The sequence below is a fragment of the Pseudomonas fluorescens genome (genome assembly GCF_000730425.1).
Taxonomy (GTDB): domain Bacteria; phylum Pseudomonadota; class Gammaproteobacteria; order Pseudomonadales; family Pseudomonadaceae; genus Aquipseudomonas; species Aquipseudomonas fluorescens_X.
In genome coordinates this window covers 3506949-3526423 of the sequence record NZ_CP008896.1, presented here as the reverse complement: position 1 = coordinate 3526423, position 19475 = coordinate 3506949, and the positions used below count along the sequence as shown (strand labels likewise).

Below are 19475 nucleotides of genomic sequence, written 5' to 3'. Positions count from 1 at the left end.
CTGACTGGGCGGCCTTTAAGGAATCGAGAGCATGGAATATCTGACGACCCTCAAGACTATCCACATGGTGGCAACCGTGCTGCTGTTGGCCAGTGGCCTGGCCCTGGCCGTGCTGAGCTGGCGCAAGCGCGCCGCCGGGCCGGCGGTGATGTTGCACCGGCCGTGGCTGTTTGTCTGGTTGTTGATGGGTGTAAGCCTGGTGAGCATGCCATTCACCGGCTGGTGGCTGGTGCACCTGATCGGCTGGCCATTGGGGCAGACCTGGATCCTGGGCTCCAGCCTGATCTACACCGTGGCGGCACTGGCCTGGTTCTGGCTGGTGGTGCGCCTCAACCGCCTGCGCCTGGGCGGTACGGGCAGCGCGAAATTCACCCTGGCCCTGGCAGTTGTCAGCCTGGTGGGGTTTGTGGCGATTGCCGGGTTGATGGGGGCTAAACCTGTTTAACACTTGAGACCGAGTTGGCCTCATTCGCGAGCAAGTCGAATCGTCGCACCGCCGCTCCCACATTCGATCGAGTTCCACCTTTGGAAGGCGGTCGAATGTGGGAGCGGGCTTGCTCGCGAAGGCGTTATCAGCCGCGCAGGCTGATTACCGGCCAGCCACGCTTCTGGGCCTCAGCCCGCAGGTTCGGGTCCGGGTCCACCGCCACCGGGTGGGTTACCTGCTCCAGCAGCGGCAGGTCATTCATCGAGTCGCTGTAGAAATAGCTGTCCTCCAGGCTATACCCGGTCTCTTCCAGCCATCGATTCAAGCGCGTCACCTTGCCCTCGCGAAAGCACGGAACATCCGTGCTGCGCCCGGTGTAGCGGCTATCGGCCATCTCACACTCGGTGGCGATCAGGGTTTCTACCCCCAAACGTGCGGCAATCGGCGCGGTGACAAAGCGGTTGGTGGCGGTGATGATGACCAGCGTGTCGCCGGCGGCGCGGTGCTTGGCCAGCAGTTCAACCGCCTTGGGCAGCATCAGCGGCTCGATGCAGTCGCGCATGAAGTCGCGGTGCCATTCGTCCAACTGGGCCATTTCGGTGCGGCCAAGGATTTCCAGGCTGAAGTTCAGGTACGCGGCGTTGTCCAGCTTGCCGGCCAGGTAATCCTGGTAGAACGCATCGTTGCGGGTCTTGTAGGCAACGGCATCGAGGATGCCGCGCTCACACAGGTAATCACCCCAGGCGTGGTCACTGTCGCCGCCCAAAAGCGTGTTGTCCAAGTCGAATAAAGCCAGGCGCATTGCGGTTACTCGCTGAAAAGTCTGTAAAAAGGCGTCCAGAATACGGTCTTTTCACAAGAGTGCACATAAGGTAAGCAGCCTCGTTGCCGCTGCAACAAGCTTTGTGGAACAATGCGGCGACATGCGTTTGCGAGGTTGTTGCCGTGATCGACCCCGATGGTTTCCGTCCAAATGTCGGGATTATTCTTACGAATGATGCCGGACAGGTGCTATGGGCTCGCCGTATCAACCAAGATGCCTGGCAGTTTCCCCAGGGCGGGATCAACCCCGACGAAACCCCTGAAGATGCCTTGTACCGCGAGTTGAACGAAGAAGTAGGCCTGGAACGCGAAGATGTGCAAATTCTCGCCTGTACCCGAGGCTGGTTGCGCTATCGTTTGCCGCAACGCCTGGTGCGTACCCACAGCCAACCGCTGTGCATCGGCCAGAAGCAGAAATGGTTTCTCCTGCGCCTGATCTCCAACGAGCAACGGGTGCGGATGGATTTGACCGGTAAACCGGAGTTCGATGGCTGGCGCTGGGTCAGTTATTGGTATCCGTTGGGCCAGGTGGTGACATTCAAGCGCGAGGTTTATCGTCGCGCTCTCAAAGAGCTTGCCCCGCGCCTTTTAGCGCGCGACTGACGACGGAGTTCGACCCCGAGCCATGCTCAATACGCTGCGCAAGATCGTCCAGGAAGTTAACTCCGCCAAGGATCTCAAGGCGGCGTTGGGGATTATTGTGTTGCGCGTCAAGGAAGCCATGGGCAGCCAGGTCTGCTCGGTTTACCTGCTGGATCCCGAGACCAACCGTTTTGTGCTGATGGCCACGGAGGGCTTGAACAAGCGCTCCATCGGCAAGGTCAGCATGGCGCCCAATGAAGGTCTGGTGGGCCTGGTGGGGACGCGTGAAGAACCCTTGAACCTTGAGAACGCGGCCGATCACCCGCGTTATCGCTACTTTGCCGAAACCGGTGAAGAGCGCTATGCCTCCTTCCTCGGTGCTCCGATCATCCACCACCGCCGCGTTGTCGGCGTATTGGTCATCCAGCAGAAAGAACGCCGCCAGTTCGATGAAGGGGAAGAAGCCTTCCTTGTGACCATGAGCGCACAGTTGGCCGGGGTTATCGCCCACGCCGAAGCCACCGGTTCGATTCGTGGCCTGGGTCGCCAGGGCAAGGGTATCCAGGAGGCCAAGTTCGTCGGCGTGCCAGGTTCACCGGGCGCGGCAGTCGGTACTGCGGTGGTCATGCTGCCCCCGGCTGACCTGGATGTCGTGCCCGACAAGGCCGTCGATGACATCGACGCTGAAATCAAACTGTTCAAGACCGCCCTGGAAGGCGTGCGCGCCGACATGCGCAACCTGTCGACCAAACTGGCCACCCAGTTGCGCCCCGAAGAGCGGGCGCTGTTCGACGTGTACCAGATGATGCTCGATGACGCGTCGCTCGGTAATGAAGTCAAGACCGTGATCAAGACCGGCCAGTGGGCCCAGGGCGCGCTGCGCCAGGTGGTCACCGATCACGTCAACCGTTTTGAATTGATGGACGACGCCTACCTGCGCGAACGCGCCTCGGATGTGCGCGACCTCGGCCGCCGCCTGCTGGCCTATTTGCAGGAAGACCGCACCACCAACCTGGTCTACCCCGACAACACCATCCTGATCAGTGAAGAGCTGACCGCCACCATGCTCGGCGAAGTGCCGGAAGGCAAACTGGTGGGCCTGGTCTCGGTATTGGGTTCGGGCAACTCCCACGTGGCAATCCTGGCCCGGGCCATGGGCATTCCGACGGTCATGGGCCTGGTGGACCTGCCGTATTCCAAGGTCGACGGCATTTCGATGATCGTCGACGGGCACCGTGGCGAGGTGTTCACCAACCCCAGCGAGGTGCTGCGCAAGCAGTACGCTGAAGTGGTCGAGGAGGAGCGCCAGCTATCCCAGGGGCTTGATGCCCTGCGCGAACTGCCCTGCGTGACCCTCGACGGCCACCGGGTACCGCTGCTGGTCAATACTGGCCTGCTGGCGGACGTGGCGCGTGCTCAACAACGTGGCGCTGAAGGGGTGGGCCTGTACCGCACCGAAGTGCCGTTCATGATCAACCAGCGTTTCCCGAGCGAGAAGGAGCAGCTGGCGATTTATCGCGAGCAACTGTCCGCCTTCCATCCGCTACCGGTGACGATGCGCAGCCTGGATATCGGCGGCGACAAGTCACTGTCTTATTTCCCGATCAAGGAAGACAACCCCTTCCTTGGCTGGCGTGGCATCCGCGTGACCCTCGACCACCCCGAAATCTTCCTTGTCCAGACCCGCGCCATGCTCAAGGCCAGCGAAGGCCTGAACAACCTGCGCATCCTTCTTCCGATGATCTCCGGCACCCACGAACTGGAAGAAGCGCTGCACCTGATCCACCGGGCCTGGGGCGAAGTGCGCGACGAAGGTGCCGATGTGCCGATGCCGCCGGTTGGCGTGATGATCGAAATTCCGGCAGCGGTGTACCAGGCCAAGGAACTGGCACGGCAGGTGGACTTCCTGTCGGTGGGCTCCAACGACCTGACCCAATACCTGCTGGCCGTGGACCGTAACAACCCACGGGTGGCAGACCTTTACGACTACCTGCACCCGGCGGTGCTGCAAGCCTTGCAGAACGTGGTGCGCGATGCCCATGCCGAAGGCAAGCCGGTGAGTATCTGCGGGGAAATGGCCGGTGATCCGGCGGCGGCGGTGCTGTTGATGGCCATGGGCTTTGACAGCCTGTCGATGAACGCCACCAACTTGCCCAAGGTCAAGTGGATGCTGCGCCAGATCAACCTGAGCAAGGCCAGGGAACTGCTGGCGGAACTGATGACTATCGACAACCCGCAAGTGATCCACAGCTCCCTGCAACTGGCCCTGAAGAGCCTGGGGTTGGCGCGGATGATCAATCCGACCGCGACGAAAACCCTCTAGCACCGAGGTGCTGCTATCGCCGGCAAGCCGGCTCCTACAGGGGATCGCATTCCAATGTAGGAGCCGCGGGTCCGGACACCGCTAAATCTCAAGCTGTACCTCGCCCAGCCGCCCACCATGGGGCCCAAAGCTGCGTTCGAACATTTGTCGCCGCCCGTCGGCATGGACAATCAGCGCGGTGCTCGCCCGTGTCCCGTAACTGGGGCTGGCGATAAACACACTCGACAACAAACTCTCCGTGGCCAATCCGACCCCGGTATCCGGCAGCTCGGCAAAAGGTGCGGTCTGCGGGTCGCTCAAAATCCCCAGCAGGGCATCTGGCTGTGGATCACCCAGCACTTCGGCCAGCGCCGCCCTGGCCTTGAGCAGCTTTGGCCATGGCGTATCCAGCCCGGCATTGGATAACCCGTAGATCCCGGCCGTCAGTTGCGTGGGGGCCGACTCATTGGCGTTGTAGTGCCACAGTTCGTGGGGCGTTCCAACCAGCAGGTTGAATCCGGCATATTCAATCGATCTGCCGTTAACCTCGGCCAAGTAGTGGTCAACTGGCAGCGAACCGCAGAGAAAACGTGCCACCAATTCGCCCCGGGACTTGCGCGCCGGTGGCTGGTGCGGGTCACGGATATTGGTCAGCGCGGCGAACCGTCCATCGGCGCCCACCCCCAGCCAGGTGCCGCCTGCTTCCTGGTCGCGGCCGGCATAAACCTGCGGTGCATCCGGCCACTGGGCCAAGGGCAGGCTGGGTCGGGCGTAGAATTCATCACGGTTGGCCGCGACGATCAGCGGTTGAGCGTGGCCAGGCCGCCAGGCGAAAACAATCAGGCACATAAGGTGATCCTTTTGTGTTTTGTTCACTCTACCCATAGAACTGCCGGCTATCCATCGTATCGAAGTTGGGCCAGATGCCTCCCATCCGTTAACATGCCAGGCTGCTTGGCGTGGGGGCGAACTTCTTCATTTGATCGAACTGCTGTAACGCAGGCTTAATCGCCCACCGGCATGGTCCGTGCGCAATAACGAATGAATTAACGAGGAGTCGCAATGCTGCCTTACCCGCAGATCGACCCGGTGGCCCTGGCCATCGGTCCGCTGAAAATCCACTGGTACGGGTTGATGTACCTGATCGGCATTGGCGGTGCCTGGCTGCTGGCTTCTCGGCGCCTGAACCGCTTCGACCCGACCTGGACCAAGGAGAAGCTCTCCGACATGGTGTTCTGGATGTCGATGGGCGTGATCGTGGGCGGGCGCCTGGGCTATGTATTGTTCTACGACTTGAGCGCGTACCTGGCCAACCCGACGCTGATCTTCGAGGTGTGGAAGGGCGGCATGGCGTTCCACGGTGGCTTTATCGGCGTAATGCTCGCGGCCTGGTGGTTTGGCCGGCGCAATGGCAAGTCATTCTTCCAACTGATGGACTTCGTCGCACCGATGGTGCCGATTGGCCTGGGCGCCGGGCGAATCGGTAACTTCATCAACGCCGAGTTGTGGGGCAAGCCGACTGACGTGCCGTGGGCCATGGTATTCCCGCCGTTCAGCGACCCGGCACAGTTGCCGCGCCATCCGTCGCAGCTGTACCAGTTCGCGTTGGAAGGGGTGGCGTTGTTCCTGATTCTCTACATCTTCTCGCGCAAACCGCGGCCAACCATGGCGGTATCCGGGATGTTCGCCCTGTTCTACGGGATCTTCCGTTTCATCGTCGAATTCGTGCGGGTGCCCGATGCGCAGTTGGGCTACCTGGCGTTCGGCTGGCTGACCATGGGGCAGGTGCTGAGCATTCCGATGATTGTTGCAGGCCTGGGCATGCTCTGGTGGGCTTACAATCGCCCGCAGGCGATCAAGAGCACCGCGCTATAAATTCGAACGCCTGGGCCTGAGGGTCTGGGCTTCACCGATACAGGTAATGTCATGAAGCAATATCTCGAGCTGGTTTCCCACGTCATCAACAACGGCACCAAGCAAGCCAACCGTACGGGCGTGAATACCATCAGCTTCCCCGGTGCGATGTTGCGTTTTGACCTGCAGGAAGGCTTCCCGGCCATCACGACCCGCAAAATGGCGTTCAAGTCGGCGATTGGCGAGATGTGCGGCTTTTTGCGTGGGGTCAATAACGCCGCCGAGTTCCGTGCCCTGGGCTGCAAGGTCTGGGACCAGAATGCCAACGAAAACGCGCAGTGGCTGGCCAACCCATTCCGCCAGGGTGAGGACGACCTGGGCGAGATCTACGGCGTGCAATGGCGCAAATGGCCGGCGTACAAGCAGATCCCGTTGAGCAACCAGGCCGCTATCGAGCAGACCCTGGCCCAGGGCTATCGCCAGATCGCCGAAGGCGAGGAAGACGGCCAGGCCTATGTGGTGCTGTACAAGGCCATCGACCAGATCCGCCAGTGTGTCGACACCATCATCAAGGACCCGGGCAGCCGGCGCATCCTGTTCCACGGCTGGAACTGCGCCCAGCTCGATGAAATGGCCCTGCCGCCGTGCCACCTGCTGTACCAGTTCCATCCGAATGTCGAGACCCGGGAGATTTCCCTGACCCTCTACATCCGTTCCAACGATCTGGGCCTGGGCACGCCGTTCAACCTCACCGAAGGTGCCGCGTTGCTGAGCCTGATCGCACGCCTGACCGGCTACACGCCGCGCTGGTTCACCTATTTCATCGGCGACGCCCACGTCTACGAAAACCACCTGGACATGCTCAACGAACAGCTCAAGCGCGAACCATTTGCCGCGCCGAAGCTGGTGATCAGCGATCGCGTGCCGGAGTTTGCCAAGACTGGGGTGTACCAACCCGAATGGCTGGAACTGATCGAGCCGAGCGACTTTTCGCTGCAAGGCTACGAGCACCATGCGCCGATGACGGCGCCGATGGCGGTCTAAGGCAAATGTGGGAGCGGGCTTGCTCGCGAAAGCGGCGGATCAGTCGATTAAGATGTCGACTGACACACTGCTTTCGCGAGCAAGCCCGCTCCCACATTTAGGTGGCGTTCACATTAGTTAGTGGCCGTGGCTTCTACCCACATGTGAATGCTCCGCTTCACTGGCTGCCACACTCCCGCTGACCTCCAGCCGCTGCAAAATCCCACACTGCTCAATCTCCGGTCCTTCGCTACACCGCTGGCGCAGGTCCAGTAGTTGTGTCTGCAAGGCCAGTAGCCCATCAATCCGCGCCTTGACGTGATGGATATGCTCGTCGATCAGCGCATTCACGCTTTCGCACTGGTCCTGGGGGCTGTCGCGCAGGCCCAGCAGGCTGCGGATCTCTTCCAGCGTCATATCGAGGCTGCGGCAGTTGCGGATAAACGTCAGGCGCTCGGTGTGGGCCTGCGTGTACAGGCGATAGTTGCCCTCACTGCGCGCCGGTGGCGGCAGCAGGCCTTCCTTCTCGTAATAGCGGATGGTTTCCACCGGGCAGTCGGTCAGTTTTGCCAGTTCACCGATCTTCATCGCAGCAATCTCCAAAAGGGTGCTTGACCCTATAGTGGCTACAGGGTCTTTACTTGGCAACAGGCACCTTCACGGACGCGACATAATGAGCGATTCCCTGCATACCCCGCACAAGCATGATCACGATCACGATCACGATCACGATCACAACCACGGCCACAGCCACGCGCAAAAGCTAACGCCCGTGCCCAAGCACGACCATGGCGACTCCTGCTGTTCTGGCGCGGCGGCGCCGTCCCTGGTGACGTTGACCGAGGCACCCAGCGCCAACGCGCGCCTGAGTACCTTTCGCATCGAAGCCATGGACTGCCCCACCGAGCAAACGCTGATCCAGAACAAGCTGGGCAAGCTGGCCGGTGTGCAGCAACTGGAATTCAACCTGATCAACCGCATCCTCGGTGTGACCCACGACTTGCCGAATACCGCGCCGATCATCGAGGCCATCAAATCCCTGGGCATGCAGGCCGACCCGATCGAGGAGGGTGTGCCTGCCGCAGCCCCCCCGGTCAAGAAGCACTGGTGGCCGCTAGCCCTGTCCGGCGTGGGCGCCCTGGCGGCGGAAGTGATCCACTTCACCAGTGCCGCACCGACCTGGGTGGTGGCCCTGGTGGCGCTGGTGTCGATCCTCAGTGGCGGCCTCACGACCTATAAAAAGGGCTGGATTGCCCTGAAAAACCGCAACCTGAACATCAACGCGCTGATGAGTATCGCCGTGACCGGCGCGGTCCTGATCGGGCAGTGGCCGGAAGCGGCAATGGTGATGTTCCTGTTTACCGTGGCCGAGTTGATCGAGGCCAAGTCCCTGGACCGTGCGCGCAACGCCATCAGTGGCCTGATGCAGATGACCCCGGAACGGGCCACGGTGCGCCAGGCTGACGGTAGCTGGGTCGAACAAGAGGTCAAAATCATTGAACTGGGCGCCATCGTGCGGGTGCGTCCCGGCGAGCGCATTGGCCTGGACGGCGAAGTCACTGCCGGCCAATCCACCATCGACCAGGCGCCGATCACCGGGGAAAGCCTGCCGATCGAGAAGACCGTCGGCGATAAAGTCTTCGCCGGTACCATCAACCAGGCCGGCTCCCTGGAGTACCGGGTGACTGCCGCTGCCAACAACTCCACCCTGGCGCGCATCATCCATGCGGTAGAACAAGCCCAGGGCTCACGGGCGCCAACCCAGCGCTTTGTCGACAGTTTCTCGAAAATCTACACCCCGGCAGTCTTCCTGTTTGCCTTGGGCGTGGCCCTTATCCCGCCGCTGTTCATGGGCGGGGTGTGGTTCGACTGGATCTACCGCGCCCTAGTGCTGTTGGTGGTCGCCTGCCCATGCGCCCTGGTGATTTCCACCCCGGTGACCATCGTCAGTGGCCTGGCCGCGGCCGCGCGCAAGGGCATCCTGATCAAAGGCGGCGTGTACCTGGAGGCCGGCTACAAACTGGACTACCTGGCCCTGGACAAGACCGGCACCATCACCCATGGCAAGCCGGTGCAGACCGACTACCTGGCGTTGTCCGCCCAAGACAACGCCCCGGTCCTGGCCGCGAGCCTGGCCGGGCGCTCCGACCACCCGGTGTCGCTGGCCATAGCCAACGCGGCTGTGGATAAAAACCTGGCGCTACTCGCTGTGGATAACTTCGAGGCTCTGGCTGGGCGCGGAGTACGTGGCGAGATCAACGGCGAGGTCTACCACCTGGGCAACCATCGCCTGGTAGAAGAACTGGGTCTGTGCTCGCCAGCCCTTGAAGAAAAACTCTTCGCCCTGGAAAAACAAGGCAAGTCGGTGGTGCTGCTGCTCGACAAGTCCGGCCCGTTGGCGCTGTTCGCTGTGGCCGATACGGTCAAGGACAGTAGCCGCGAAGCCATCGAGCAATTGCACGACCTGGGCATCAAGACCCTGATGCTTACCGGCGACAACACCCACACCGCCCAGGCGATTGCCGCCCAGGTGGGTATTGACCAGGCACAGGGCGACCTGCTGCCCACCGACAAGCTCAAGGCCATCGAGGATCTGTACGGCAAAAACCACCGGGTCGGCATGGTTGGCGACGGCATCAACGACGCCCCGGCCCTGGCCCGTGCCGAAATTGGCTTTGCCATGGCTGCCGCCGGTACCGACACGGCGATCGAGACCGCCGACGTGGCACTGATGGACGATGATTTGCGCAAGATTCCGGCATTCATACGTTTGTCGCGACAAACGTCGAGTATCCTCAAGCAGAACATCGCCCTGGCGCTGGTGATCAAGGCTATCTTCCTTGCGGTCACCTTCCTGGGCATGGCCACCATGTGGATGGCGGTGTTCGCCGACATGGGCGTCAGCCTGCTGGTGGTGTTCAATGGTCTGCGCCTGTTGCGCAAATAGTCGATGAGAGGGTGGTGTGCTGAGTGCCGAGCTGAAGGCGTTTTACATGGTCGCCCGCCTGGGCAGCATTACCCAGGCGGCGAAAAAGCTCGGCCTGAGCCAACCCACGGTGACCACCCAGATTCGCCATCTGGAAAGCCAGTACTCGGTTGAGCTGTTCTATCGCGGAGGTCGCCGTCTCACCGTCAGCGACGAGGGCGCGCGGCTGTTGCCGATGGTCAAGGCGCTGTTGCAGCAGGAAGCGGATATCGAGTTTTTCCTGCGCAACAGCGGCCAGGTCCAGGGCACGCTGCGGATCGCCGCGACGGCGCCTTATTACATCCTCGACCTGGTGAAAACCTTTCGCGAACGCTTGCCGCATGTGGAAGTGGCGGTGGAAATCGGCAACTCCCAGCAGGTGCTTGAAGCACTGGATGATTACCGGGTGGACGTCGCCGCCTCCTCGCAACTGCTGGAGGATCCCCGCCTGATCCGCCGGGTACTGGGCACCGACCCGCTGGTGCTGGCGGTGCATCGCAATCACCCGTTGGCCGTGCTGGACCATGTGTCACTCAGTGCGCTGGCGGGGCATACCCTGTTGATGCGCGAAGCAGGCTCCACCACCCGGCGCCTGACCGAGGAGATGCTCGAGGGTGCCGGCGTGAGTTATGGCCCGCTGCTGGAGATCGGCAGCCGTGAGTCGATTCGCGAGGCGGTGCTGCGCAATATCGGCATCAGCATCATTGCCCGCCAGGAAGTGCCCCATGATCCGCAATTGCGGGTGCTGACCATCGAGAATGCACCGCAGATCCCCGAGTATCTGTACTGCCTCAAGGAGCGCAAGGGGGCGCGGCTGCCGGCGGCGTTTCTGGGCTTGGCACAGGAAATGTCGCCGCTCTGAGGGCGTTGGTGGCTTTGAAATCGCCATCGCAGGCAAGCCAGCTCCCACATTTGGGGCTGTGAATACATTCAAATGTGGGAGCTGGCTTGCCTGCGATGGCGCCAGACCAGACACCCCATGGCCATGGTCTTACCCAAATCCACCAATACCACTATCACCCGCTTTTGCCTTCCTGCCACAACAGGGACGCATTTGCTCCCTAGCATGGCCTTCATCAGTTTGATGAGGTGCCACCATGAACACAGCCCAGCTCAACCCCGGCGCGCCGATGAAGGTGCGTGGTATCCAGAAGCGCTTCGGCGCCTTCACTGCCCTGGACCATGTGTCCCTGGACGTCGCCGCCGGTGAACTGGTGTGCCTGCTCGGCCCCTCGGGCTGTGGCAAGACCACCCTGCTGCGCTGCATCGCCGGCCTGGAACGCCAGGACAGTGGCGAGTTGTACCTGGGTGATCGCGATGTTTCCCTACTGGCGCCCCAGGCGCGGGACTACGGCATCCTGTTCCAGTCCTACGCGCTGTTTCCCAACCTCAGCGTCGAAGCCAACATCGGTTATGGCCTGAGCGGCAGCGGGCGCGATGAAGTGCGCAAACGCGTGGCGCAGATGTTGGAGCTGGTGGGCCTGAGCGGTAGCGAAAAGAAGTATCCCGGCCAATTGTCCGGTGGCCAGCAGCAGCGGGTCGCCCTGGCTCGTGCCCTGGCGCCGGCCCCATCGCTATTGCTGCTGGACGAGCCGATGTCGGCCCTCGACGCCCGGGTGCGCGAGCACCTGTGTACCGAACTGCGCCAACTGCAGCGCCGCCTGGGTATCACCACCCTGATGGTCACCCACAATCAGGACGAGGCCATGCTGATGGCCGACCGCATTGCGGTAATGAACAACGGCAAAGTGGAGCAATACGCGACCCCCCAGGAAATCTACGACCGTCCGGCCACGCCGTTTGTCGCCGAGTTTGTCGGCCAGGGCAACTGGCTGCCGTTCAGCCGCAACAGCGCCAGCCACGCCCAGGTCGGCGGGATGAATGTGCGCCTGGCCGAAGACAGTGGCAAGGCGGCGTCGGGCCGCCTGTTCTGCCGGCCGGAAGCGATCAGCGTCAACCCGCCGGTGCATGAGGAAAACCTGTTCCCGGCCAAGGTGCGTGAAATCACCTTCCTCGGTAACCGTTGCCGCATGAGCTTTGAACTGGACCAGTTGCCCGGCCACCCGCTGCTGGCTGAACTGGCACCGGAAGCCATGCCACGCCTGGGGGCCCAGGACATTTGGGTGGCGCTGCCGCCGCGCAGCCTGCAGGTGTTTGCCTGAGATGGCCGCTGACATGACTCTGCCGATACCCCAGCGCGCGGCTCGTCAGGCCTCGCGCGCCGAAATCGGTGACCGCCTCTTCGTCCTGGGCGGCAAATTGCTGCTGCTGGTGCTGCTGGGCGTCGCCGTGCTGCTGCCGTTGCTGGCGATCTTCTGGCGCGGCTTCAGCGCCGAAGACGGCCAGGGCGGCGGGCTGGTGGCGGCGCGTGAGCTGCTGACCAGCGCCAACTTCCGCTGGCTGCTGGGCAATAGCCTGAAGGTTTCCTTAAGCGTTGCGATCATCGTCGTCCCCCTGGCCTACCTGTTTGCCTACGCCCTGCAACGCACGCTGATCCCCGGCAAGACCCTCTGGCGTGGCCTGTCATTGCTGCCGCTGATGGCGCCGTCGATGCTGCCGGGCATTGCCCTGGTGTACCTGTTCGGCAATCAGGGCCTGTTGCGCGGCCTGCTGTCAGACAACATCTACGGCTTCTGGGGCATTGTCCTTGGCGAGGTGATCTACACCTTCCCCCATGCGCTGATGATCCTGCTGTCGGCACTGTCTTTGGCGGATGCGCGCCTGTTCGATGCGGCGTCAAGCATGGGCGCCAGCCCGGCGCGGGCGTTTCGCAGCATCACTTGGCCGGCGACACGCCAGGCGGTGTTCGCGGCGTTCTGCCTGGTGTTCACCCTGACCATCACCGACTTCGGCGTGCCGGTGGTGGTGGGCGGCGACTATCAAGTGCTGGCGCTGGAAGCCTACAAGGCGGTGGTCGGCCAGCAGCAGTTCGGTCGCGGCGCGTTGATCGGCATGGTGCTGCTGGTGCCGGCACTGCTGAGTTTCGCGGTCGATACCTGGCTGCGTCGGCGTCACGGCGACTCCATGAGCGGTCGCGCCCAGGTGTTCCAGCCGGCGCCGTCACGCCTGCGGGATGGCTGCTACCTGGCGATTGTGCTGTTGATCTGCACGGTGCTGCTGTTGGTGTTCGGCATGGCGGTGTATTCGTCGCTGGTGAAGTTCTGGCCGTACAACCTGTCGCTGTCGCTCAATCACTACCAGTTCAACGACACCGCCGGCGGTGGCTGGCTGGCCTATCGCAATAGCCTGACCATGGCCCTGTGCACCGCGTTGATCGGCAGTGTGCTGATCTTCACCGGCGCTTACCTGATGGAAAAGACCAAGGGGCAAAAAGGCCTCAACCTGGCACTGCGCATGCTCAGTTTCGTGCCGATGGCGGTGCCGGGCTTGGTGCTGGGCCTGGGCTATGTGTTCTTTTTCAACCTCAATGGCAACCCGCTGCATGTGCTCTACGGGACGATGACGCTGCTGGTGGTGTGCACCATTGCTCACTATTTGACCACTGCGCAGATGACGGCCATGACCGCCCTGCGCCAACTCGACGCCGAGTTCGAAGCCGCTGCGCTGTCGCTCAAGGCGCCGCTGTACCGCCACTATCTGCGGGTCACCGTGCCGATCTGCCTGCCGGCACTGTTGGACATCCTGCGCTATCTGTTTGTCTCTGCGATGACCACTGTGTCGGCGGCGATCTTTCTCTACAGCCCCGACACCATCCTCGCCGCAGTCGCTGTGTTGAACATGGACGATGCCGGCAACGTTGGCGGCGCCGCGGCCATGTCGACCCTGATTCTGTTCACGTCGGCCGGCGTCTCGCTGCTGCTGGCGTGGGCCTCACGCGGCTTGTTGCGCCGCTCCCAGGCCTGGCGCCAAACCGCGCCCGGTCAATAACGCTGCCCCACACAAGGAAACGCACCATGTTCAAGCCCCTGGCCCTCGCCGCTGCTGTGCTCACCGCGTTCAGCCTGAATGCCTTTGCTGCCAAGACCGAGTTGACCGTGTACACGGCCCTTGAAGCCGAACAGTTGAAGACCTACAAAAAAGCCTTTGAAGCGGCCAACCCGGACGTCGAGATCAAGTGGGTGCGTGACTCCACCGGGATCATCACGGCCAAGCTGCTGGCGGAAAAAGCCCGCCCGCAGGCCGATGCGGTGTGGGGCCTGGCGGCCTCCAGCCTGGCGATCCTCGATCAGCAGGGCATGCTGCAAAGCTACGCACCCAAGGATCTGGACAAGATCGGCAAGAACTACCGCGACGCGGCCAACCCACCCGCCTGGGTCGGCATGGACGTGTGGGCCGCGACCATCTGCTTCAACACCGTGGAGGCCGAAAAACAGGGCCTGAGCAAGCCGATCAGCTGGCAGGACCTGACCAAGCCTGAGTACAAGGGCAAGATCGTCATGCCGAACCCGGCGTCGTCCGGCACAGGCTTTCTTGACGTCAGCGCCTGGTTGCAGACCTTTGGCGAGAAACAGGGCTGGCAGTACATGGATGACCTGCACCAGAACATCGGCCAGTACGTGCACTCCGGTTCCAAACCGTGCAAGTTGGCGGCTTCCGGGGAGTTCCCGATCGGCATTTCCTTTGAATACCCGGCGGTGCAGTTGAAGCGCCAGGGCGCGCCGCTGGATATCGTCCTGCCCAAGGAAGGCCTGGGCTGGGACATCGAAGCCACTGCGGTGATCAAGGGCACGGCCCGCCAGGAAGCGGCACAGAAACTCGCCGACTTCTCCGCCAGCCCCGCAGCGATGGAGCTGTACAAGGAAAACTTCGCGGTCCTGGCCCAGCCGGGTATCGCCAAGCCACAGACCGAACTGCCGGCGGACTACGAGCAGCGCCTGATCAAGAACGACTTTGCCTGGGCCTCGAAAAACCGCGACAACATCCTGGCTGAATGGCGCAAGCGCTATGACGGCAAGTCGGAGAAGGTGGCGGGCCAGTAAATATTCGTTGGGGCTGATGGCCTCATCGCAGGCAAGCCAGCTCCCACATTTGAAGGTGTTCACCATTCAACAGGTGGGAGCTGGCTTGCCTGCGATGGCGGCCTCCCATTCAGGACATCACTTAATGACACACCACACCGACCTACTGATCATCGGCGCCGGCATCCTCGGCCTGTCCCATGCCTATGCTGCCGCCAGGCGCGGCCTCAAGGTCAAGGTCTTCGAGCGCACGGCCACGCCCCTGGGCGCGTCGGTGCGCAATTTCGGCCAGGCGCTGGTCACCGGCCAACCGCCCGGGCAGATGCTCGACCTGGCCCGGCAAAGCCGGGAGATCTGGGGCCAGTGGGCACACCTGGCGAACCTGCAACTCAAGCGCAATGGCTCCTATCTGTTTGCTCGTACCGAGGCCGAAGAGCATCTGCTGCACGCCTTTTGTGCCGGTCGCGCCAAGGAGTACGGCTACCGCGTCAACCTGCTGCAAGGGGCGGCCCTGCACGACCTGTACGGCGGTCAGTTCCGTCATCACCGCGCCGCGCTGCATGGCCTGGACGATCAACAACTGTATTCGCGCGAAGCCCTGCCGGCACTGATCCAATACCTGTGCCGCGAACTCAAGGTGGAGTTCCACTTCTCCACCCTGGTGCGCGACATCGAGCCCGGCCAACTGCACACCACCGCCGGCAGCTTTCGTGGCCAGCAGATCATTGTCTGCTCCGGCCACGACTACCAGACCCTGCTGGCCGAGCAGATCGCCGGACTCAACCCGCAAATCTGCCAATTGCAGATGTTGCGCGCGCGGCCCAAGGTCGACTTGAACCTGCAACATGCCCTGCTGACCGGCCTGAGTTGCGTGCACTACGGCGCCTTCGCCGACTTGCCGCAAGCGGCGCCCGTGCAGGCGCAGATCCTGCGCGACACGCCGCACCTGCATGAGCATGGCATCCACCTGCTGATCAGCCCGACACCCCATGGCGAGTTGATCATCGGCGATTCCCACCATTACGGCAGCGATCCATCACCGTTCAATGCCGAGCAGGTGGACAACTGGATGATCGAACTGGCCGAACAGACCCTGGGCTGCCAGATTCAGGTCGTGGAACGCTGGCAAGGCGTCTATGGTTCCCGGGGGCCGGGGCCGTTTTCGTTCCTGCGCGCCGCCGATGGTGTCAGCGTGGCCTTGATGCACACAGGCGTGGGCATGAGCGTGGGGCCGGCGATGGCCGAGGGCAATATCACTGAACTGTGGGGAGAGGCGTGATGCAGGCTGAGCAAGTCGTCGCCGAGGTCTTTGCTTTGTATGAACAGCACGGCGCCGCCGATTACATCGGCGAACCGGTGTCGCAGATCGAACATATGTCCCAGGCCGCGCAGTTGGCCATGGCCGAAGGCTTCGACGATGAAGTGGTGCTGGCGGCGTTCTTCCACGATATCGGGCATATCTGTGGCCAGGGTGGCGCGAACATGGGCGGCTACGGCGTGGTCAGCCACGAACGCCTGGGCGCCGATTACCTGCGTCGGGCCGGGTTCAGCGAGCGTCTGGCGAAACTGGTGGAGTATCACGTACAAGCCAAGCGCTATCTGACGTTCAGCCAGCCGGGCTATTACGCACGCCTGAGCGAAGCCAGCCGCCGCACCCTGAATTACCAGGGCGGGGTGATGACGGCCGCCGAGGCCCGGGCGTTCGAGCAGGACCCGCTGTGCGCGGTGAGCCTGCGCATGCGTCATTGGGATGAGCAGGCCAAGCAAATGCATGTGCCGCTGCTGGACCTTGAGGTGTTGAAGGCCAAGGCCCGGCAACTGCTGGCGGCTTAAGCCTCGTCCAGGCGCTGGGCCAGGGCTTCGATCTGTTCCTGGCGCTCGGCCTGGCTCAACCTTGGGTGGGGGTTGAGCGACGACCATTGCGGATGGGCGCGCGCCTTGTGCAAGGCCTCGGGCAGCTTGCCGTCGCGCCAGGACTTGTCCTGCGGCGTGTCGACCTTGATGCTGTGCAGCGCCGCATGCCCGCGCAGGTTCAGGGCCTTGAGCAGCTGGCGCTGGCGCAGGGCCAGGAGGCGCAGCACGCTGTCATCCACGGTCAGCTCGCGCTGGCCTTTGATCTTGCCCAGCAGACGGCTGCCGTAGCTGCGCGCGGTTTGCAGCGCGCCGCCGGCAATCGCCCCGGCGAGGGCGGCGGCGCCCAGGGTCAGGCCGCCCACCAGCAAGTCCACACCGGCCCCGGCCGCTGCCCCCGCGGCCATCCCGCCGCCGACCCGCACCCCCAACTGCTTGAGGGTTTCGGGGTTGAACAGGTCGTCGCCCCAACGGCCATCCAGCAAGGGCAGATCGCTGGCGGCGGCGTCTTGCGGGCGAAAGCCGAACAGTTTGAGCAGGGCTTCGACGCAACGTTGCTCGCGTTGGCGCACAGCCTTGCGCAGGTCGCTGATGGCTTGCTGTTCATCTTCGGTGAGTACGCTGCGCCGGCACGCGGCGCAGTCGATCAGCAGCTCGGCGATCAGGCGTGCGGCGCTTTGCTGGCGCGCCTGGCGCTGGGCCTCCTGGTCGCGGATCAGCCGCTCCAACTGCGGCCGTGAACTCTCCAGCAACAGGGCCAGGCTTTCATACAGCCGCCGCTCGCCATCTTCGGGGGGCGCCACGCTGTCAAAGCGCACCAGCGCATGCAGGCCCAGGCGGGCCAGGGCTTCGCGCCAGTCGGGCTCGCGGTGTTCGGCGCTGCTGACAAAATTGAGCACCGGCAGCAGCGGCTTGCCACAACTGGCCAGCACTTGCAGCTCGTCGCGGTACTTGGCCAGTACCGGTTCCCGGGCGTCGATCACGTACAGGCCGGCATCGGACGCCAGCAATTGGCGCAATACCTTGGCTTCCTGCTCAAAACGCTGGCGGGCTTCGCTGCCTTCCAGAAAGCGCGCCAGGCGTGCCGGGCCATCCAGGCGTTCGCCAGGGCGGTCGAGACGTTCGAGGTAGTCGAGCAGGGCGATGGCATCTTCCAGGCCTGGCGTGTCGTACAGCTCCAGCAAGGCCTCGCCGTCGACCGACAAGCGCGCGCCTTCGACATGCCGGGTGGTGCTGGGGCGGTGGGACACTTCGCCAAAGCCCACATCACGGGTCAGGGTGCGCAGCAGCGAAGTCTTGCCGACGTTGGTGTGGCCGACCACCGCCAGTTTCAGGGGTTTAGTCATGACCGGTCTCCAGCCAGGTAAGCGGCGCGCAATCGGCGAAGGGCAGGCCCAGTTGCTGTAACGCGGTGTGCCAATCGCCGAGGCGCTCAGCATCCAGCGCCTGGCCCGGGGGCGCTTGCAACAGCCAGACGCGGGTAGCGCCGGCACTGCGGGCCAACTCGCCGATCAGCGCGAGGCTGCCGCGATCCGGCGAGCGGCGCGGGTCACAGGCGATCACCAGGCGGGCAGGCGGGAAGCGGGTCAGTTGCTCCAGCAGCCTGTGGCGTGATTCGCGGCTGTCGAGGATGCCGGCGTCCTTGACCGTGGCCGGCAGTTTGGGGGGCCAGGGGCGCTGGTCGTCCAGTTCGATGGCCACCAGCAGGGCGCCATCGCTGTGCAGTTCGCTGGCGCCACCTTTGACGTGATGCAGCTGTTCTGGCGCCGCGTCGTTGACACCCAGACGCTCGCTGCTGGGCATCAAGGCTTCGCGCAAGTGGCTGTAGCCGGGCAGGTTGAGATCCAGGGCCAAGGCCGCTCGCCCGCGTTGCCAGCGCCACAGGCACAGCAGGGCGAGGATCAGCCGGGGCAGCAGGCCATAGACCAGCAGCACCCCGACCAGCCAGGCAGCCCAGGCCTGGCGGGCGCTTTCGATGTTCAAGGCGCTGTCGCCGCTGGCGCGGATCATCTCCACCGTCGGTACGCTCAAGCCCAGCAGGGCGGGCAGGCTGCCCAGGGCCTGGGTTACGCTGACAAAGGTGTCGGTGCCCAGGATGGTGGTTTCCCAGACAAACCCGTAGCGCCGGGTGGCCATCAAGGTCAGCAGGATCACCAGCGCGCTGCACAGCGCCAGCAGCCACAGGCCATTGACCAGCGCGCCGACGGCCCAGCGGTTGAGCTTGCGGCGCTGGAGCAACAACAACAGCGCCGGCGCCAGTTGCGCGGCCTTGGCATCGCGGGCGAGTTTTTCGCTGAGCCACAACCATAGGCGGCCGAGGCTGGCGCTGTGTTCGCCGGCAAACAGCAGGCCCAGGGCCCAGCTCAGCAGCAGGATCAGGTTCAAGCCCAACAGGCTGCCCAGGGCCCAGAACACATTGACCGGGGCCAGGCCGTTGCCCAGCGCGGCAAAGGCCAGGCCGGCGCCGCTGACGATGGCCAGCACCATCAGCACGATCAGCGCCAGACGCGCACCTTGCAACCAGTGGTGCAGGGCGGCGGTCAGGCCATCACGCTCGGCCAGCCACAGGGCGCGGTTTTGGATACGCGTCGGCAGGTCGCCGCCGCTGCTGCGGGCCAGGCGATTGGCTTCCTGGTCGTCCAGGGGGCCGGCGTGTTCTTCACGCAGGCGCACAGTTTCCGTCAGCCAGAGTGTGTGCAGGGGGTTCAGAGCAGTCACGCGCCGTCCTGT

The 19475-nt window shown here is 63.2% G+C and carries 17 protein-coding genes; 12 read left to right on the top strand and 5 right to left on the bottom strand.

The features are described 5' to 3' along the window. Window positions 1-31 precede the first annotated feature (31 nt). Window positions 32-445 carry a DUF2269 family protein gene (locus HZ99_RS15800; protein ID WP_038444231.1) on the top strand — a complete coding sequence of 138 codons (414 nt, stop codon included), beginning with the start codon at window positions 32-34 and terminating at the stop codon, window positions 443-445. A 127-nt stretch (window positions 446-572) separates the two neighbouring features. Here HZ99_RS15800 and HZ99_RS15795 read toward each other — a convergent pair whose 3' ends face one another. After that, window positions 573-1229 carry an HAD family hydrolase gene (locus tag HZ99_RS15795; protein WP_038444229.1) on the bottom strand — a complete coding sequence of 219 codons (657 nt, stop codon included), beginning with the start codon at window positions 1227-1229 and terminating at the stop codon, window positions 573-575. A gap of 143 nt (window positions 1230-1372) precedes the next feature. Between HZ99_RS15795 and HZ99_RS15790 the strand changes: the two genes are divergently transcribed. Then, complete coding sequence (locus tag HZ99_RS15790) at window positions 1373-1852, top strand: RNA pyrophosphohydrolase (RefSeq protein ID WP_003176750.1); 480 nt, start codon at window positions 1373-1375, stop codon at window positions 1850-1852. A 22-nt stretch (window positions 1853-1874) separates the two neighbouring features. Then, window positions 1875-4154 carry a phosphoenolpyruvate--protein phosphotransferase gene (ptsP, locus tag HZ99_RS15785; RefSeq protein WP_038444226.1) on the top strand — a complete coding sequence of 760 codons (2280 nt, stop codon included), beginning with the start codon at window positions 1875-1877 and terminating at the stop codon, window positions 4152-4154. A gap of 81 nt (window positions 4155-4235) precedes the next feature. Here the strand turns inward: ptsP and HZ99_RS15780 are convergent, their stop codons facing one another. Continuing rightward, window positions 4236-4982, bottom strand: a complete 747-nt coding sequence (locus tag HZ99_RS15780; protein WP_038444223.1) for an NRDE family protein — start codon at window positions 4980-4982, stop codon at window positions 4236-4238. Window positions 4983-5195: 213 nt separating this feature from the next. Here HZ99_RS15780 and lgt point away from each other — a divergent pair, with 213 nt between their 5' ends. Both lgt and HZ99_RS15770 read left to right on the top strand, forming a co-directional pair. Beyond that, window positions 5196-6008 carry a prolipoprotein diacylglyceryl transferase gene (gene lgt / locus HZ99_RS15775; protein WP_038444222.1) on the top strand — a complete coding sequence of 271 codons (813 nt, stop codon included), beginning with the start codon at window positions 5196-5198 and terminating at the stop codon, window positions 6006-6008. A 51-nt stretch (window positions 6009-6059) separates the two neighbouring features. Then, on the top strand, window positions 6060-7031 hold the full coding sequence (locus tag HZ99_RS15770) for a thymidylate synthase (protein WP_038444220.1): 972 nt from the start codon (window positions 6060-6062) through the stop codon (window positions 7029-7031). Window positions 7032-7148: 117 nt separating this feature from the next. Here HZ99_RS15770 and cadR read toward each other — a convergent pair whose 3' ends face one another. Further along, window positions 7149-7598, bottom strand: coding sequence for a Cd(II)/Pb(II)-responsive transcriptional regulator (cadR, locus tag HZ99_RS15765; RefSeq protein WP_038444219.1), 450 nt, complete (start codon window positions 7596-7598; stop codon window positions 7149-7151). Between the two features lie 85 nt (window positions 7599-7683). Here cadR and HZ99_RS15760 point away from each other — a divergent pair, with 85 nt between their 5' ends. The 7 genes from HZ99_RS15760 (at window position 7684) to HZ99_RS15730 (ending at window position 16727) form a co-directional block, all read left to right on the top strand. Then, on the top strand, window positions 7684-9957 hold the full coding sequence (locus HZ99_RS15760; protein WP_038444217.1) for a heavy metal translocating P-type ATPase: 2274 nt from the start codon (window positions 7684-7686) through the stop codon (window positions 9955-9957). A 16-nt stretch (window positions 9958-9973) separates the two neighbouring features. Continuing rightward, a complete protein-coding gene (locus HZ99_RS15755) occupies window positions 9974-10837 on the top strand; it encodes a LysR family transcriptional regulator (protein WP_038444215.1) in 864 nt (287 codons plus the stop codon). Window positions 10838-11072: 235 nt separating this feature from the next. Continuing rightward, window positions 11073-12137 carry a putative 2-aminoethylphosphonate ABC transporter ATP-binding protein gene (locus HZ99_RS15750; RefSeq protein WP_038444213.1) on the top strand — a complete coding sequence of 355 codons (1065 nt, stop codon included), beginning with the start codon at window positions 11073-11075 and terminating at the stop codon, window positions 12135-12137. A 1-nt stretch (window position 12138) separates the two neighbouring features. Then, complete coding sequence (locus HZ99_RS15745) at window positions 12139-13863, top strand: putative 2-aminoethylphosphonate ABC transporter permease subunit (RefSeq protein ID WP_038444211.1); 1725 nt, start codon at window positions 12139-12141, stop codon at window positions 13861-13863. A gap of 26 nt (window positions 13864-13889) precedes the next feature. Beyond that, the gene (locus HZ99_RS15740; protein ID WP_038444210.1) at window positions 13890-14915 is read left to right on the top strand and encodes a putative 2-aminoethylphosphonate ABC transporter substrate-binding protein; all 1026 of its coding nucleotides are present in this window, start codon (window positions 13890-13892) and stop codon (window positions 14913-14915) included. A gap of 124 nt (window positions 14916-15039) precedes the next feature. After that, complete coding sequence (locus HZ99_RS15735) at window positions 15040-16173, top strand: TIGR03364 family FAD-dependent oxidoreductase (protein WP_038444208.1); 1134 nt, start codon at window positions 15040-15042, stop codon at window positions 16171-16173. Continuing rightward, a complete protein-coding gene (locus tag HZ99_RS15730) occupies window positions 16173-16727 on the top strand; it encodes a phosphonate degradation HD-domain oxygenase (RefSeq protein ID WP_038444207.1) in 555 nt (184 codons plus the stop codon). Before HZ99_RS15735 ends, HZ99_RS15730 begins: the two co-directional genes overlap by 1 nt. On the opposite strand, the gene HZ99_RS15725 is transcribed toward HZ99_RS15730, so the two are convergent. Continuing rightward, entirely contained in the window at window positions 16724-18091 is a 1368-nt protein-coding gene (locus HZ99_RS15725) for a DUF3482 domain-containing protein (protein WP_038444206.1), read from the bottom strand. The genes HZ99_RS15730 and HZ99_RS15725 overlap by 4 nt on opposite strands. Further along, window positions 18084-19463, bottom strand: a complete 1380-nt coding sequence (locus tag HZ99_RS15720) for a DUF2868 domain-containing protein (protein ID WP_038444204.1) — start codon at window positions 19461-19463, stop codon at window positions 18084-18086. The genes HZ99_RS15725 and HZ99_RS15720 overlap by 8 nt, the downstream gene beginning before the upstream one ends. Window positions 19464-19475 lie beyond the last annotated feature (12 nt).

Excerpts from the sequence above, each read along its gene's own strand:
- lgt (WP_038444222.1), top strand. The coding sequence starts at position 5,196 with ATGCTGCCTTACCCGCAGATCGACCCGGTGGCCCTGGCCATCGGTCCG.
- HZ99_RS15735 (WP_038444208.1), top strand. The coding sequence starts at position 15,040 with ATGACACACCACACCGACCTACTGATCATCGGCGCCGGCATCCTCGGC.
- HZ99_RS15770 (WP_038444220.1), top strand. The coding sequence starts at position 6,060 with ATGAAGCAATATCTCGAGCTGGTTTCCCACGTCATCAACAACGGCACC.
- ptsP (WP_038444226.1), top strand. The coding sequence starts at position 1,875 with ATGCTCAATACGCTGCGCAAGATCGTCCAGGAAGTTAACTCCGCCAAG.
- HZ99_RS15725 (WP_038444206.1), bottom strand. The coding sequence starts at position 18,091 with ATGACTAAACCCCTGAAACTGGCGGTGGTCGGCCACACCAACGTCGGC.
- HZ99_RS15730 (WP_038444207.1), top strand. The coding sequence starts at position 16,173 with ATGCAGGCTGAGCAAGTCGTCGCCGAGGTCTTTGCTTTGTATGAACAG.
- HZ99_RS15795 (WP_038444229.1), bottom strand. The coding sequence starts at position 1,229 with ATGCGCCTGGCTTTATTCGACTTGGACAACACGCTTTTGGGCGGCGAC.
- HZ99_RS15745 (WP_038444211.1), top strand. The coding sequence starts at position 12,139 with ATGGCCGCTGACATGACTCTGCCGATACCCCAGCGCGCGGCTCGTCAG.
- HZ99_RS15780 (WP_038444223.1), bottom strand. The coding sequence starts at position 4,982 with ATGTGCCTGATTGTTTTCGCCTGGCGGCCTGGCCACGCTCAACCGCTG.
- HZ99_RS15740 (WP_038444210.1), top strand. The coding sequence starts at position 13,890 with ATGTTCAAGCCCCTGGCCCTCGCCGCTGCTGTGCTCACCGCGTTCAGC.
- HZ99_RS15800 (WP_038444231.1), top strand. The coding sequence starts at position 32 with ATGGAATATCTGACGACCCTCAAGACTATCCACATGGTGGCAACCGTG.
- HZ99_RS15750 (WP_038444213.1), top strand. The coding sequence starts at position 11,073 with ATGAACACAGCCCAGCTCAACCCCGGCGCGCCGATGAAGGTGCGTGGT.
- HZ99_RS15760 (WP_038444217.1), top strand. The coding sequence starts at position 7,684 with ATGAGCGATTCCCTGCATACCCCGCACAAGCATGATCACGATCACGAT.
- cadR (WP_038444219.1), bottom strand. The coding sequence starts at position 7,598 with ATGAAGATCGGTGAACTGGCAAAACTGACCGACTGCCCGGTGGAAACC.